Source organism: Bradyrhizobium sp. Leo170 (genome assembly GCF_004296405.1).
In the GTDB taxonomy this organism is placed as follows: domain Bacteria; phylum Pseudomonadota; class Alphaproteobacteria; order Rhizobiales; family Xanthobacteraceae; genus Bradyrhizobium.
The window spans coordinates 1-15,312 of sequence record NZ_PSRR01000208.1 but is presented as its reverse complement, the minus strand read 5'-3'; the positions used below and the strand labels follow the sequence as shown (position 1 = coordinate 15,312).

Here is a 15,312-nt window from a genome sequence, read left to right as displayed (position 1 = left end):
TGCAACCGGCACCCGGCTTTCCCTGCGCCCTCTGCTCGATGAGAGGGTGAAACGAGACGCAAAGCTCGGGCGCAAAACGCCGCGAGAATGCGGACGCGCATCCTCACGCTGTTTGATATTCAAATCAGAACCCATCTCCGTCATTGCGAGCGCAGCGAAGCAATCCATAGTGCCCCTCGTGGAGACGTGGATTGCTTCGCTGCGTTCGCAATGACGAACTCGTCGTACCAGCATGCGCCGGGACGACGCCGGTGCCAGAGCGGTGCCTGCAATCAGCGCTTCGACTTCTTGGCCTTCTTTTTCTTGGTAGCTTTCTTGGACGTTTTCTTTGGCGCCTTCTTGGCTTTCTTTGCCGACTTCTTGGCGGCCTTCTTGCCGGCCTTTCTGGTCTTCGTTGCTTTCTTCTTCCTGGCCGCCGCTACCTTCTTCGCCACTTTCTTGGCGGCCCTTCGCACCTTCTTCACGGCTGTCGTCGCGACTTCGGTGGTGGCCGTTGCGGCGGTGCCGAGCGTGTCGGTCACTTGATCGATTACGGGCTTGTCGTCGTCCATGTCATCCCCCAACAGTTGAACGAGAGCACAACGATAGCCGGATTCTTGAAAGCGTCAAATCGATGTCGCAGTCCGTGCACTCCGCACTTCGGCGTAGGCGGCAAGCGCGGTCGTTCGCTGGGACTGATGTCAGCCACCGCGGAGGCCGGCAGGGCAACGGCCTGCGGGACGTCGCCGGGAACTGAGGGGGCGCCGACCGGAGCTTCGATTGTCGGCTCAGCGCCGCTATTGCGCGGGCGTGGCGCGCCTGCGGTCGAGCGCGACGAGTGCATCGCTCAGGATCGCCTTGATCCGGTCGATGCCCTGCGGATCGAGCACGGATGGATCAAGGTAGAAATCCAGCCCGGCCGTGCGCTCGACGATCACATCGCCTTTCGCGGTGTCGTCGAGCACGTTGTCGATGGAATAGGGGATCACCTCGCGGCTGATGCCCTTCATGGTGATCGCGGGCAGCGGGTGGGCCTGGATGATGTCCCTGGCCAGCGCAAAGGTCTCGTAGCTGACCACGATGCCTCCGGGCTCGGCGATCGATTGCAGCCGCGCCGCCAGATTGGCTTCGGCGCCGATGATCGTATAGTCCATCCGGTCCACGCTGCCGAAATTGCCGACATTGCAGTAGCCGGAATTGATGCCCATCCGCGACTTGAAGGGCTGTTCAATGCCGGCGGCGCGCCACTTGGCGTTCAGCTCCAGCAGGCGGCGCTGCATCTTCCAGGCCATCTGGACGCAGGCCTCGGCATCCGCCCGGTCCCCCCTGGTTTCGGGATCGCCGAAGAAGATCAGCATGGCGTCGCCGATGAACTTGTCGATCGTGCCGCCATGCTGGTGGGCGATCTCGGACATCTCGGTGAAATACTCGTTGAGCAGTTGGGTGATCTGCTCCGGCTGCAGCCGCTCGGTGGTGGCGGTGAAGTTCTGGATGTCCGAGAAGAAGATCGTCAGTTTCTTGCGCTCGGTGTGAATGGTGACGTCCTTCTGGCCGCTGAAGATGCTCTTGTAGATTTGCGGCGGGATGTAGCGCGATATCTTCAGCGACAGCGTCGCGAGGAAATCGTTGTTGGATTCGAGCTCGCGGTTCATGGCCCGGATTTGCCGGGCCTGGCGGCGCTGCATCATCAGGAAGGAGAGGCCGCTGATGCTGGCCAGCGCCAGATAGGCGAGCAGGTATTTGAAGGAGAACAGGTTTGCGGCGATCGGTTGTGTGATCGCGACCTCCTGGATGCCGCGGACGTCGCCCACCTTCCAGTCCGTCTTGGGGCTCTCGGGATGGGAGTTGTGGCAACTGACGCAGGCCGGGCCCATGACGACCGGGGCGACCAGCCGGACGCGGTCGCTGAACAGCGATGTCGTCGTGTCGACGATCTTCTGGTCCGGGTTCGTGCGCAGGCTCTGCAGCGAAGCTTTCTCGAACTCATCGAGCTGGTGCGGCGCACGGTTCTTGAACGGGAAGTCCGAGACGAAGCGGTAGGTGATGTTCTGCTGCTGCTCGCTGATGACCTTCCCGAGCTCGAGCGACAGCGTCGCCGGGATTGGGATCGCGCCCGGAATGGTCTCGTAGTTGTGGACCACCTGGGTCTGGCCGGGATGGGACAATATCCGCCCGACGACGTTCGAGGCGTAATAGGAGCGAACGCTGCTGACGAGCGAATTGAGATCATTGGCCTGCCGCCGGAGCGCGACTTCCGCGAGATTGGTCAGGTCGAGCCATACCGCGACCGGAAGGGCCGCGAGCAGCAGTGCAATCAGGAACCCTGTCAGGGCCGCGGAGCGTATTTGTCTGGGATTGCTATCCATCGCGATGATCCGATTCCTGCCCGTCCGCAGGCTAAACTTCCATTGCAACCACCGCCTGTAAAGCGCGGCTACGAAGCAGCTTTCTTCAAATTGATGCGTAACCGGCGCGATCTGCGGCGGCGCCTGAAGGTGGGGATGCCGGCAGTCAATTGCGGCCCTGGCTTAGCCGGAGAGGCAATCGGGAGCGAGAAAATGTAGTTCGGAGCGGCTCTCTCATGCCCGGCGCGAGGCCGGGCATGATGGTCGGATATCGATGGCGCGGGCGCTTACTTCGGTTGTCCGACGATACGGATATAGGGCTTCGGCGCCTTCCAGCCTTCGGGGTAGATCGTCTTGGCTTCGTCGTCGCTGACGGAGCCCGCGATGATGACGTCCTCGCCCTGCTTCCAGTCGGCCGGCGTCGCGACGCGATGCTTGGCGGTGAGCTGCAGCGAGTCGATGACGCGCAGTATCTCCTGGAAGTTGCGGCCGGTGGTCATCGGATAGACCAGCACCAGCTTGATCTTCTTGTCGGGGCCGATGATGAAGACGTTGCGGACGGTCTGGTTGTCCGCCGGCGTCCGGACGAGGGGATCGCCCGAGGTCGAGGCGGGCAGCATCTCGTAGAGCTTGGAGACGTTGAAGTCGGTGTCGGCGATCATCGGGTAGTTCGGCGCGGCACCCTGGGTCTCCTCGATGTCAACAGACCATTTGGCATGGCGGTCGACGGGATCGACGGAAAGGCCCATCAGCTTGACGCCGCGCTTGTCGAATTCCGGTTTCAGCTTGGCGAGCGCGCCGAGCTCGGTGGTGCAGACCGGGGTGAAGTCCTTGGGATGCGAGAACAGGAGCGCCCAGCTATTGCCGATCCAGTCGTGGAATTTAATTTTGCCCTCGGTGGTTTCGGCTTCGAAGTCGGGGGCGGTCGCGCCAATGGGAAGTGTCATGGTTTTGCCTCATGCTATTGAAGTGGCTAAAGAAAATCTTTTCTGGGTGACCGCCGAGTATAGGCACAACAAGGGCTTAAGTGAACCACTGTAGCTAAAAGGTGAAATCATTCTCTTTTGTGACGGAACTCCAAGCAACTTCTTTTGATCGGCCCGCCTGCGGCGAAAAAACCCATAATGCCCGCAAGAGCACGGATTGCCGTGGAATTGCCTTTTATGGTCCCCATCTCCGCGGTCCGGTCTGCTAATAGGCGCGAACCGTGACAGCCGTCACAGCGACCAATTGGCAACTATGTACAAATGTCGAAACCCCGGTTTCGAATCGGTAACCACTCGTTTACGCCGGCATGGAAATGCTGGACTGAAATAAGGAACTGAGAAGTCTCGCTATGTCTGCCCCTAGTATCGAGGCGACCGATGCGGTCGCCCTGCAACCGTCCTGCCGCAAGACTGCCGCCCATGCCCTCACCATCGTACGCGATGGCGTGATCACCGGCGAAGGCCCCACCACCAAGGGCCGCATCCACTTTTCCCGAGCGCTCGATGCCGATGACGCCGCCTGGTGCGCGCGCATCCTCACCGCCTCCGCCGTTGCGCACCAGCCGGTGAGCCGGGAGGAGGTCGCGGCGTTGTTCGAGATCAACGAAGCCGCGGCCGAGCGCAGCGACGATGGCCGTTTCGACGACCTCCTGGCCAAGGCGGTCGCCCATCACGCCGCTTCGATGTCCGGCCTGCCGGTGCCGCCCCGCACGGTGGCGCTGTCGCCGGACACCGACATCGAGAGCTGGGCGCCCACCCACGCCGCCAATATCGACACCAAGGTGCTGGAGTGGATCGCGAGCCAGATGCGTGGCAAGCGCCGCACCAGCCACGCGCTCGCCGCGATGGTCGCCACCCTGGTCGGCGCCGCGGCGCTGCCGCTGGTGCAGTTGCCGAACGTGTTCGATATCGCGTTGGTGTAAGCCACCCGACCTCGAAAAGGGTACCGACGGCGGGGGCTATTTCCCCGCCGTTTTCTGTTTGCCGCTCTCGACGTCAAGCCCCAGCGTCCGCCCGGGGAAACCGGCGACGTCGAAATAGCGGGTCGACAGCACCCGCTGGAATTTGACGACCGTGCGCAGCCCGTTGCCGGCCGGCTTCGAGGTGATGGTGCCGTCGGCCATCTTCGGGACGATGCCGTTCGGGATCGCTTCCGACACCACCCGACCCAGCAGCCCGCCATTGGCGCTGGTGCGGAGGTCGAGCAGCTTGGCGATGGTCATGCCGACGTCGGCGTTGCTGACAGGAAGGGGATCGACATAGCCGGATTTGAAGTCGGGTCCGATCGCCGCCATGAAGTTCAGCGTGTCGCCGCGGCTGAAGCTGCCGTGCATGCCCTGGCCTTGGCGAAGGACCGTGTCGGCGACCTGGACCGAGCAGTTGGTTGGCTCCTCGCAGCCCGACGACCAGGAGCGGAAGTTGACCACGATCGACGGCGTCGGGGTCACCGCCTTGCCCCGCAGGTTGAGCTGGGAGATCGGCAGCGTGCCGGGGAAGCGTCCGAACCGGTCATCGACGAAGAGGCCGCTGACATAGTCCTGCTCCAGCAGCGCCTTGATGACGCGGCCAGTGAGCTTCTTGTCCCGGTTCGGCAGATAGACCAGGTCCGACCCGCCATTGGTGGCCACGACCACATCGGGCTTGGTTGGATCCTGGCCGAGCACGCCGTTGCCGGCCTTGGGATGGGCGTTGTCGGCGACGCGCGCGTTCTTGTCGTTGGGATCGAACAGCGGCAGGTCCAGCGCCTTGGCCAGATCGATCGCCAGGAAGCCCATCGGCAGGAAATCCTTCGGCGTATCGTCGTAGGAGATCTTGGCCGAGGGGCTGGTCTTGCTCTCTTTCGAGATCGTCGAGAAGCCGTGGTCGGCGGAGACGATGATGTTGGTGGAAGAGGCGAGTCCGAGTTCGTCGAGCGCCTTGCGCAGCTGCGCAAGGTTGTCGTCGGCGTTCTTGATCGCGGCCATCGAGGTCGGCCCGTTGATCCCGGGCGTGATCGTGTTGAGGCTGTCGCCCGTGTTGTGCTGGCTGCCGTCAGGGTCGCGCGACCAGAACACCAGCACGAACGGCTTGTTGCGGGCCTTGAACATCGGCAGCACGACCTTGGTGGCGACGTCGGCGAAATAGGCCTGCTGGGCGACGTTGGCCACGGTGGTGCCCGGCGTCTTGGCGTCGCCGGCCTTGCCGTTGTCGCCGCGGCTGGGCGTCGTCAGCGCCAGGTTGGCCTTGGCGAGCGCATCCTTCACCTCCTCGGACACGGGAACGCCGTTCTTGCGGCCGGTAGAATCGTCGAAGACGATGGTGTGCTTGCCGCGATCGGTGTGGTCAAACAGCAGCGTCGGGCCGACCTTGCCGATGGCCGCGGTGCTGAAACCCTTCTCGCGCGCCATCTTCAGGATGGTCTCTTCGTTCAGATAGTCGCCGTTGAAATGGTCGTCGATGTCGGCCAGCACCGCATCGTTCTCGATGAAGGGCACAACGGTGTCGCCCGCCGGCGCCGAAGAATAGCCGGTGTAGATCGTGTTGCTGAAAGTGCCGGTGTCGCCGAGATAGTGGCCGGTCGACATGGCCGAGCTGTTGGCCATGGTGAAGGTCGGAAACAGTGAATGCGAGTTCTTGAAGTTGACGCCCTTGTCGCGGATATCGGCCATCGTCGGCGCCGTCTGCGGGGTGACGATGCGGGAGCGCAGACCGTCGGGGATGAACAGGATCACGTTACGTGGCGAGTTGTTCTGGGCCGATGCGGCCCCGGCCGCGAGCGTGATCAAGCCTGCCGATAGCAATGTTATTGTGCGGCGCATCTTCATTTCCCCCTGTCAGCAGCAACTTCCTGCGATCGATCGTCGCACCCGTTTAGTTTTGCTATATGACAGAATTGTTACATCTGGCCACGATGCCCGTCGAACTATCGAGTCATTGCTCCGAGCTTCGCATCGCGATCAGTTGTGTGCCGCCTTGGGTAGCCCGGCGCGCAGTTCGGCAGCATGCTCACCCCGCCGCCCGAACCGTGCGTAGAGCGCTGGCAGAACGGCGAGCGTCAGCAGGGTCGCGCTGATCAGGCCGCCGATGACCACGGTCGCCAGCGGTTTTTGCACCTCCGCGCCCGTGCCGGTGGCGAAGGCCATCGGCACAAAGCCGAGCGCCGCCACGAGTGCGGTCATCACGACCGGGCGAAGCCGGGTGAGGGCGCCATTCTCGATTGCCTGTCGCAGCGGCATGCCGTCCTCATGGAGCTTACGGACCAGGCTCAGCATCACCAGGCCGTTCAGCACGGCGACGCCGGACAGCGCAATGAAGCCGACCGCCGCCGAGATCGAGAACGGCATGCCGCGAAGCCAGAGCGCGGCGATGCCGCCGGTGAGCGCGAGCGGCACGGCGCTGAACACCACCAGCGCATCGCGCGTCGATCCGGTGGCCGCCAGCAGCAGCAGGAAGATCACTGCAAAGCACGCCGGCACGACGATGCCGAGCCTCTGCCGCGCCGCCGCCAGGTTCTCGAACTGTCCGCCCCAACTCATCCAGTAGCCGGGCGGCAGCTTGACCTGCTGGCCGACCTTGGCCTGGGCTTCCGCGACGACCGAGCCGAGGTCGCGGCCGCGGACGTTGGCGGTGATGACGATGCGGCGCTTGCCGTTCTCGCGGCTGATCTGGTTCGGCCCCTTGGTGAAGGAGAATCGCGCCAATCGGTTAAGCGGCAGGCTCTGGACCGTTGCATTGGGCGTTGCCTTCGGCAGCGCCACGGGAAGGTTGCCGAGCGCCTCGAGGTCGGATCGCAAGCCTTCCGGCAATCTTACGACGATGTCGAACCGGCGGTCGCCCTCGAACACGACGCCGGCGTCCTGGCCGCCGACGGCGGCGCCGATCACATCCTGCACCGCCGCCGCGCTCAGACCGCGGCGGGCGATCGCGGCACGGTCGACCTTGATGTCAAGGACGGGAAGGCCGCCGGCCTGTTCCACCTTCACATCGGTCGCCCCCTGCACCGAGCGCAGGATCGAGGCCACTTCGTTGGCCGCTTTCAGCAACGGCTCGAACTCGTCGCCAAACACCTTGACGGCGATGTCGCCGCGAACGCCGGCCAGCAGTTCGTTGAAGCGCATCTGGATCGGCTGGGTGAACTCGTAGACATTTCCGGGAACGCGATTGACCGATCTTGCGATCTGCTCGACCAGTTCCTCCTTCGTCATCGAAGGATCCGGCCATTGATCGCGCGGCTTGAGCATGATGAAGGTGTCGGACGCGTTCGGCGGCATCGGGTCGCTCGCGACCTCGGCCGTGCCGGTCTTGGAGAAGACGAAGGCGACCTGCGGCAGACGGCTGACGGCGTTCTCGACCGCAAGCTGCATCGCCTGCGATTGCGACAGCGCGGTGCTGGGAATCCGCAGCGCATGCATGGCGATATTCTTCTCGTCCAGCGACGGGATGAACTCCTGCCCGAGGCGCGCGAAGCCCGCCAGTGCGATAGCAAACAGCACGGCTGCCGTTGCGATGACGGGCAGCGGAGCTGCGATCGCATAGCGCAACAGCGGCCGGTACAGGCGCTTCAAGGCAGCAACCAGCTTGCTTTCATGCTCCTGAACGCGTCCGGTGACGGCAATGGCGATCGCGGCGGGAACGAGCGTCAGCGACAGGACGAATGCCGATGCCAGAGCCAGGATCACGGTCACGGCCATCGGGGTGAACATCTTGCCTTCGACGCCGGTGAAGGTGAGGAGCGGCACGTAAACCAGAAGGATGATGGCCTGCCCGTAGAGCCTCGGGCGGATCATCTCGACCGCGGAAGCGCGCACCGTGGCCAGCCGCTCGTCGCGCGAGAGGGGACGCCCGAGGTCGCGTTGCCGTTCCGCCAGATGGCGCAGGCTGTTCTCGGTGATGATGACAGCGCCATCGACGATCAGGCCGAAATCGAGTGCGCCCAGGCTCATCAGATTGGCGCTGATGCGGCCCTGCCACATGCCGATCGTGGTCATCAGCATCGCCACGGGGATCACCAGCGCGGTGATCAGCGCGGCGCGAAAATTGCCCAGCAGGACAAACAGCACCGCGATGACCAACAGCGCACCCTCGCTCAGATTGGTCGCAACTGTCCTGACGGTGGCATCGACCAGTTGAGTGCGGTCGAGCACGGTCTTGACCTCGACACCGGGCGGCAGCGTCGGCGCGATCTCGCGCAGCCGCGTGTCGACCGCCGACGACACGGTGCGGCTGTTGGCGCCGATGAGCATCAGTGCGGTGCCGACCACCACCTCGTGGCCGTTCTCGCTTGCGCTGCCGGTGCGGCTCTCGCCGCCGATCGCAACGGTGGCGATATCGCGGATCCGCACGGGAACGCCGCCGCGCGTGGTGACGACAATGGCGCCGAGCTCCTCCATGTTCTCGATGCGGCCACCGGAGCGCACGACAAAGCCCTCGCCGTTCTTTTCAATGTAGCGCGCGCCACGGCTGACATTGTTGGTCTCGATCGCGTTCGCAACATCGGCAAAGGTCAGGCCGAGCGCGATCAGCTTCGCCGCATCCGGGTGGACCTGGTACTGTTTGAGATAGCCGCCGATCGTATCGACGCCGGCAACGCCGGGAACGGTCTTGATCTGCGGCCGGATGATCCAGTCCTGTACCGTGCGCAGATAGGCGTTCTTCTCGATGTCGCCCTTGAGCCGCGCCCCGTCGCTGGTGACAAAGCTTCCGTCGCGTTGCAGGCCCGGCGCGCCGTCGGCTTCGACCGGTCTGTCGGCGAAGCGAACGGTCCACATGTAGATCTCGCCGAGCCCGGTCGAGACCGGACCGATCCGCGGCTCGATGCCTTGCGGCAGGCGCGCGCGGACCTCGGCGAGGCGTTCGGTGACCTGCTGGCGCGCAAAGTAGATATCGGTGCCTTCGCTGAGGACCGCGGTCACCTGTGAAAAGCCGTTGCGCGACAGCGAGCGTGTGCTCTCGAGGCCGGGCGCGCCGGCGAGCGCCGTCTCGACCGGAAAGGTGACCTGCTTCTCGATCTCGAGCGGCGACAGCGCGTGGGCCGCGGTGTTGATCTGCACCTGCTTGTTGGTGATGTCGGGCACCGCGTCGATCGATACCCTCGTCAACGCAAAGCCGCCGAGCGCCATGACGACGGCGCAGAGCGCAGCGACGACCCAGCGACGATGAATCGAGAAGCCGATGATCCCCTCAATCATGGCCATGCTCCGCTTCGGCCTTTTCCAGCTCGGCCTTGAGCGTGAATGTGTTGCCGACCGCGATCGTCTCTCCGGGCGAAAGGCCGCTCACGATCTCGACGTCGTCATCATCCTCGCGACCGGTACGCACCTGTCGCGCCTCAAACCCTTCGGCGTTACGCACGAATATCGTGGCGTTGCCCTTGACGGTCTGAAGCGCTTTCTTCGAGACGATCACCTTGGAGGACTCGCCGCCGAGCGGCACTTCCGCGGTGACGAAAGTGCCGGGCCTCCATCGGTGATCCCGGTTCGCCAGGGTTGCGATCACGCGGGCGTTGCGGGTCTCGCGATCGAGCAGGGGGCTGACAAAGATCACCCGCGCGACCGCTTCGTCGTCGCTGCCGATGGCGCGGATCGTGACCAGTCCGCCCTCGCGCACGGCGGCGATGTCTTCCGGGGAGACCGCGAGATCGACCCAGATATCGTCGAGATTGACAATGACGAACAGCTCACTTTCCTGGCCCTCGCGGCCGATCAGCCCACCGAGGTCGACGCGCCGCTCCGAGACGCGGCCCGAGATCGGCGCACGCAAATATTGTTCGCGCAGGCTTTCCGGCGGCTGGTTCGGGAGGTCGACGATCTCCTTTTCTGAGAGCCCCAGCGCGAATAGCTTTTGCCTGGCGCCGTCGAGCTTGATCCGTGCGTCATTGGCGGTGAGCTGGATCCGCAGGAATTCGTTTTCCGACATGGCCCGGCTTTCGGCCAAGCTCTTTTGCCTGTTGTAGAGCGTCTGCTGCAGATCGTTGGTCAGCCGCGCGGCGAGGTATTCGCTCTTGGCGTCCGCCACGTCCCGGCTTTCGATGACGGCGACGATCTCACCTTTTTCGACACTGTCGCCGAGGCGCTTGCGCAGTTCGGCGACCGTCGCCAGCACGCGCACGGAGACGCGGCCGACGTGGTCGGCGTCGGGGATAAGCGAGCCCGGTGCCAGGAAGTGGCGTTTGAGCGTACCGCCCGCAACCGGCGCCAGCCTGATGCCGGCATCTCTAATCTGCTCCTCGCTCAGCGCGATGTGCTCGGTGCCGTGATCCTCGCTTTCGGCTTTTGCCGTTCCAGTCGTCGCCGTTTCCTGCGGCGCTGGCGTGCCCGATAGCGGCCAATGCGACCAGACCGTGATACCCAGGCCGCCGACGATGATGCCGGCAACGAAAAGAAGAATCCGTCTCATATATGCCTTCCCACCGCGCGCGGGTCCAAGTCCGGCGCTGCTGCCATAGTGATGCGTGCAAGCAAGGCCCGCTGCCGGGAGGCCGCGCGGCCGGATCGGTCATGCCGATCGGATCAGGCGCGGGGTGGCTTGAAGGGAGAGATCGGTTCGGCCGCTTCGGGGGCACGCATGGCAAGGAAGCGATAGGCGTGCGCGGTATATTCGATCGTGACCGACGTGTCCTGCGTCGCCACGGTCGATACGTGGGTCAGACAGTGGTCGCCATGGGGCAATGCTGGATGGACGGGAGCCTTGTCGGTGGTATCACCGGCGAGTTGCGCGATCGACAGCGCCGGCACAGCATCGTCACTATCGAAGCCGAGACCGTGAAAGAAGGACAGCACGAGCGCCAACGAGATCATTCCCGCGAGCAGGCTACGCCACGGGCGTGACGGGGCCTTGCGGGTCGCAGAATCCGGTGCGGCGAAGCGAGAGTCCATGCCGCTAGTTAGCGCCGCCCCGGTGCCGATTCAAGGCAGCAGATAGCTGAATGCTATAACGTTACGCTTTCGCCGGCAGCCGCTTGTTCCTCGTGACGCCGAACATGACGGCGCGACGATGGAGTCGCGCAGTTTGGGGCCATCGTAAAGCCCGAGCCTCCGATCGCTGCGGCGGATCGCCTCGCTTATGGTCGGGCAGGCTGAGATGAAGTAGAAGTTCCTAAACAGCCGGCTTCGCGCAGGTGAGGGAAATGCTCGCACGAATCGTGGTCGCAACTCTTCTCATGATCTCCAGCGCGTTCGCGCAGGAGCGCTCAATCACGGTGGCATCGACGACATCGACCGAGCAGTCCGGACTGTTCGGTTTCCTCTTGCCGCGCTTTACGGCGGCGACGGGGATCGGTGTCAAGGTGGTCGCGGTCGGCACCGGCCAGGCGCTCGACATCGGACGGCGGGGCGATGCCGACGTGGTGTTCGTGCATGATCGCCCGGCGGAGGAGAAGTTCCTGGCCGAAGGATTTGGCGTCAAACGCCAGGACGTGATGTACAACGATTTCGTGGTGATCGGCCCGAAGGCGGATCCGGCGCACATCGCTGATGGCAACGACGTCACGGAAGCGCTGAAGAAGATCGCCGCCGCGAAGGCGACCTTCGTCTCGCGCGGCGACCGCTCCGGCACGCACCAGGCCGAATTGCGGCTATGGAAGGAGGCCGGCATCGACATCGCGACGGCGAAGGGATCCTGGTATCGCGAGATCGGGCAGGGGATGGGGCCTGCACTCAACATGGCAGCATCCGACAACGCCTATGTGCTCTCGGATCGCGGCACCTGGCTATCGTTCAAGAATCGCGGCGATCTCGCGATCCTGACCGAGGGCGATCGGCGCCTGTTCAACCAATATGGCGTGATGCTGGTCAACCCGGCCAAGCACCCAACCGTGAAAGCCAAGGATGGGCAGGCCTTCATTGACTGGCTGATCTCCGCCGAGGGGCAGAAGGTGATCGCCGACTACAAGGTCGGCGGCGAGCAGCTATTTTTCCCCAACGCGTCCGACTAGCAGGAACGCGACCGTGCTCACGGTCACGCTGAGGCCGAGCAGGATCAGGCCGAGCCCGAGCGCCAGTGGCAACTCGCCCTTGCTGGTTTCCAGCGCGATCGCGGTCGTCATGGTCCGGGTGTAGCCGCGGATATTGCCGCCGACGATGATGATGGCGCCGACTTCGGCGATGGCGCGGCCGAAGGCGGCAAGAAACGCCGTCAACAACGAGCCGCGGCCGAGCGATGACAACACCGCCATGCTGCGCAGGCGCGACATGCCATCGGTGCGCATGAGGTCGGCATATTCCGCCCACAGTAGCGAGACCGGACGGTGCACGAGTGCGACCACGATCGGCGTGGCGAGGATCGTCTGCGCGACAATCATCGCGCTCGGCGTGAACAGCAGTCCGGCAAAGCCGAGCGGACCGGAACGCGACAGCAGGAGGTAAAGGGCCAGTCCGACCACCACCGGCGGCAGGCCGAGCATGGCGTTCGCCAGCACGATCGTGGCCTGCCTGCCCTGAAACCGGCTGATCGCGAGCAGGACGCCGAGGGGCGCGCCGATCAGCAGCGCGAGCAGGCTCGCCGTCAGGCTGACGCGCAACGATAGCAGGACGATGCCGATCAGCTCAGCGTCAAGGCTGGCGATCAGCGAGAGCGCCGTCGCCACCGATTGCGTGAAATCATTCATTCTGCCGCGCGCTTGGCCGCCCCGGTGAGATCGCCCGAATGAAGATTGCCGGCTGGCACCATCCAGCAAACACCTAAATCTCTCATAAACTGCGTAACGTCCAATACCGCACAAGCAATGTTGCGCGGGCGAAATCTGGTAACGCTCAGAAACAAAGTTCCATGTTAACCGGCTGATAACTCATTTTCCTAACGCCCTCTTGGGTTGTGTCCCCTACAACAAGCGCTTGTAGGGGCAGGGAAATGTCAGACAGCTCGGCCAAGAGCGATATCTTGCAGAGCCGGTGGTGGCCGAAATGGGCCGTCGTGGCGCCATTGCGATTGAGTGCAATCCAGTGGCTCGTGCTGTGCGCGGCGGCACTCGTGGCCGCGATTGGGCTCGGCACCGGGTACTTGGCGCTGCAATTCCGGGAGCGCGCGCTCGATCTCGCCGAACGCGAACTCTCCAACACTGCGCTGCTGCTGTCCCGCCATTTCGATCAGCAGCTCTCCGATCTCCAGCACGTGCACGATGATGTCGTCGCCAACATGCGGGCGGACGGGGTCGATACGGCCGATCAGTTCGAAAAGATGATGTCGCTGCTGAGCGCGCACGAAATGCTGCGCACCAGGCTTGCGGCGCTGCCGCATGTTGGTGGTCTCAATCTGTTCAATGCCGAGGGATGGCTGATCAATTCCTCCGAGATGTGGCCGGTGCCTGACCTGAACGTCAGGGATCGGCGATATTTCAGGGAGTTTACCTCCGGCAAGCCGACACCCGATGTTATCGTCGAGCCCGCGGTGAGCCGCGTCACGGGCAAATGGACGACGCTGTTCGCCCGCAAGATTGTCGACGGCAATGGCGCTATCATCGGCTTTTCCAGCCGGGGCGTCGAGCCCAGCCAGTTCGAGGATTTCGTCGCCTCTCTGGCGCTGAATGGCGACACAATCATCTCAATGATCCATCGCGACGGCACGGTGATCGCCCGCTATCCCAAGGATGATGGGGCGATTGGCAAGAGCGTAGCCGGTCTCCCGTCATTCCAGAAGGCGCTGACGCTTGACGGGAACATCTCGGGCCGCTTCAGCACTGAAGATGCCGAAGACAAGATCGGGGCGGTTCGACCGCTCACTCATTTTCCGATCCTGATCGTTGCCACGACCAAGACCTCGACCGCGCTCGCCGACTGGCGGGCGCAGACGAAACTGCAGTTCAGCGCTGCGATCCTGGCGATCATCGTCGTCATCGTCACGATCTTCCCGATCGTGAGACAACTGCAGCAACAGCATGAGGCCGCGCGCCAGAAGCTGTCGGAGAAGAGCTCTCATCTCGACACCGCCATCAACAACATGACCCAGGGGCTGTTGCTGTTCGATGCGTCGGGCCGGCTCGTGATCTGCAATCAGCGCTATCTCGATATGCTAGGCGTATCGCCTGACGTCGCCAGGCCCGGATGCCACCTGCGCGACCTCGTGCTGCACCGTCAGTCGATCGGATCCTTTATCGGCGATGTCGACGAATATTGCGCGCACTTCATCGGACCTAACAGCAGCGAGATCGGCGAACGCCACTTCTCGACGCAAGACGGACGAATTATCCGAATGATCTTCAAACATTCGCCGGATGGGGGCTGGGCCACGACGTTCGAGGATGTGACCGAGCGGCGCCGGGTCGAGGCGAAGATCGAACATCTCGCCCATTACGATCCGCTGACCAGTCTGCCGAACCGGACGCTGTTCCAGCGCCACGCCGAAGGCTTGCTGCTCGAAACAGCCGATGTGCAGTTCGCGATCCTCTATATCGATATCGACGAGTTCAAGCGCATCAACGATTCGCTCGGCCATTTGATCGGCGATGAATTCCTCACAGGTGTCGCCGAACTGTTGCGGCAGTCGATCGGACCGGAGGATTTCATCGCTCGTCTCGGCGGGGACGAGTTCGCCATCGTTCAGCGCGGCATCACGGCCGATATCGATGTCAGCGCGCTTGTTGAACGGATCTATCAGGCGCTGCGGACGCCGTTCGATTGCCATGGCCATCACTTGTCCGGCGACGCCAGCATCGGCATCGCGGTCGCGCCGCGGGATGGTACCGATCTGCTCGGCTTGTTGAAGCGCGCGGACCTTGCGATGTACGCCGCCAAGGCTGCCGGTCGCCGCACCCACCGTTTCTTCGAGCCGGAGATGGAGAAGGAGGCCAAGCTCCGCCGCGAGCTAGAAGCCGATATGCGCACTGCGCTGGTCGAAGGCGGGTTCGAAATCCACTATCAGCCGCTGGTCGATCTGCGCAGCGACGAGGTCACCGGCTGCGAGGCGCTGGTGCGCTGGCGGCATCCGGTGCGCGGCATGGTGTCGCCGGCCGAGTTTATTCCGGTCGCCGAGGAGACGGGCCTGATCGAGGAGATCGGGCAGTGGGTGCTGCGGACCGCCTGCACTGAGAC

11 protein-coding genes are annotated in these 15,312 nt (G+C 63.5%); 3 read left to right on the top strand and 8 right to left on the bottom strand.

Features of this window, described 5'->3' with window-relative positions:
* Positions 1-272: 272 nt before the first annotated feature.
* From CWO89_RS28370 to CWO89_RS28360, 3 genes are all read right to left on the bottom strand, one after another.
* Complete coding sequence (locus CWO89_RS28370; RefSeq protein WP_130581895.1) at positions 273-551, bottom strand: histone; 279 nt, start codon at positions 549-551, stop codon at positions 273-275.
* A 225-nt stretch (positions 552-776) separates the two neighbouring features.
* Positions 777-2,345 (bottom strand): adenylate/guanylate cyclase domain-containing protein, encoded by a 1,569-nt coding sequence (locus CWO89_RS28365; RefSeq protein ID WP_130581894.1) that lies wholly within the window; start codon positions 2,343-2,345, stop codon positions 777-779.
* Between the two features lie 266 nt (positions 2,346-2,611).
* Entirely contained in the window at positions 2,612-3,271 is a 660-nt protein-coding gene (locus CWO89_RS28360) for a peroxiredoxin (RefSeq protein WP_130581893.1), read from the bottom strand.
* A 389-nt stretch (positions 3,272-3,660) separates the two neighbouring features.
* On the opposite strand from CWO89_RS28360, the gene CWO89_RS28355 reads away from it, so the two are divergent.
* The gene (locus CWO89_RS28355) at positions 3,661-4,233 is read left to right on the top strand and encodes a hypothetical protein (RefSeq protein ID WP_130581892.1); all 573 of its coding nucleotides are present in this window, start codon (positions 3,661-3,663) and stop codon (positions 4,231-4,233) included.
* A gap of 36 nt (positions 4,234-4,269) precedes the next feature.
* On the opposite strand, the gene CWO89_RS28350 is transcribed toward CWO89_RS28355, so the two are convergent.
* The 4 genes from CWO89_RS28350 to CWO89_RS28335 all read right to left on the bottom strand — a co-directional run bounded on the left by CWO89_RS28350 (position 4,270) and on the right by CWO89_RS28335 (position 11,076).
* Entirely contained in the window at positions 4,270-6,108 is a 1,839-nt protein-coding gene (locus tag CWO89_RS28350) for an alkaline phosphatase family protein (protein ID WP_130581891.1), read from the bottom strand.
* 138 nt (positions 6,109-6,246) lie between these two features.
* Positions 6,247-9,477: an efflux RND transporter permease subunit gene (locus tag CWO89_RS28345; RefSeq protein WP_130581890.1), complete on the bottom strand. Its 3,231-nt coding sequence runs from the start codon at positions 9,475-9,477 to the stop codon at positions 6,247-6,249.
* Positions 9,470-10,684, bottom strand: a complete 1,215-nt coding sequence (locus tag CWO89_RS28340; protein WP_130581889.1) for an efflux RND transporter periplasmic adaptor subunit — start codon at positions 10,682-10,684, stop codon at positions 9,470-9,472. Before CWO89_RS28340 ends, CWO89_RS28345 begins: the two co-directional genes overlap by 8 nt.
* Positions 10,685-10,797: 113 nt before the next feature.
* Complete coding sequence (locus CWO89_RS28335; protein WP_130581888.1) at positions 10,798-11,076, bottom strand: hypothetical protein; 279 nt, start codon at positions 11,074-11,076, stop codon at positions 10,798-10,800.
* Between the two features lie 338 nt (positions 11,077-11,414).
* On the opposite strand from CWO89_RS28335, the gene CWO89_RS28330 reads away from it, so the two are divergent.
* Complete coding sequence (locus tag CWO89_RS28330) at positions 11,415-12,221, top strand: ABC transporter substrate-binding protein (protein WP_130581887.1); 807 nt, start codon at positions 11,415-11,417, stop codon at positions 12,219-12,221.
* Here CWO89_RS28330 and CWO89_RS28325 read toward each other — a convergent pair.
* Complete coding sequence (locus CWO89_RS28325) at positions 12,195-12,893, bottom strand: ABC transporter permease (RefSeq protein ID WP_130581886.1); 699 nt, start codon at positions 12,891-12,893, stop codon at positions 12,195-12,197. The genes CWO89_RS28330 and CWO89_RS28325 overlap by 27 nt on opposite strands.
* Positions 12,894-13,135: 242 nt before the next feature.
* Here CWO89_RS28325 and CWO89_RS28320 point away from each other — a divergent pair.
* Positions 13,136-15,312, top strand: a 2,177-nt coding sequence (locus tag CWO89_RS28320; protein WP_130581885.1) for a bifunctional diguanylate cyclase/phosphodiesterase, incomplete at its 3' end; no start/stop codon positions are given.

Coding starts and splice junctions, on each gene's coding strand:
- CWO89_RS28370 (WP_130581895.1), bottom strand. CDS start 551: ATGGACGACGACAAGCCCGTAATCGATCAAGTGACCGACACGCTCGGC.
- CWO89_RS28365 (WP_130581894.1), bottom strand. CDS start 2,345: ATGGATAGCAATCCCAGACAAATACGCTCCGCGGCCCTGACAGGGTTC.
- CWO89_RS28360 (WP_130581893.1), bottom strand. CDS start 3,271: ATGACACTTCCCATTGGCGCGACCGCCCCCGACTTCGAAGCCGAAACC.
- CWO89_RS28355 (WP_130581892.1), top strand. CDS start 3,661: ATGTCTGCCCCTAGTATCGAGGCGACCGATGCGGTCGCCCTGCAACCG.
- CWO89_RS28350 (WP_130581891.1), bottom strand. CDS start 6,108: ATGCGCCGCACAATAACATTGCTATCGGCAGGCTTGATCACGCTCGCG.
- CWO89_RS28345 (WP_130581890.1), bottom strand. CDS start 9,477: ATGATTGAGGGGATCATCGGCTTCTCGATTCATCGTCGCTGGGTCGTC.
- CWO89_RS28340 (WP_130581889.1), bottom strand. CDS start 10,684: ATGAGACGGATTCTTCTTTTCGTTGCCGGCATCATCGTCGGCGGCCTG.
- CWO89_RS28330 (WP_130581887.1), top strand. CDS start 11,415: ATGCTCGCACGAATCGTGGTCGCAACTCTTCTCATGATCTCCAGCGCG.
- CWO89_RS28325 (WP_130581886.1), bottom strand. CDS start 12,893: ATGAATGATTTCACGCAATCGGTGGCGACGGCGCTCTCGCTGATCGCC.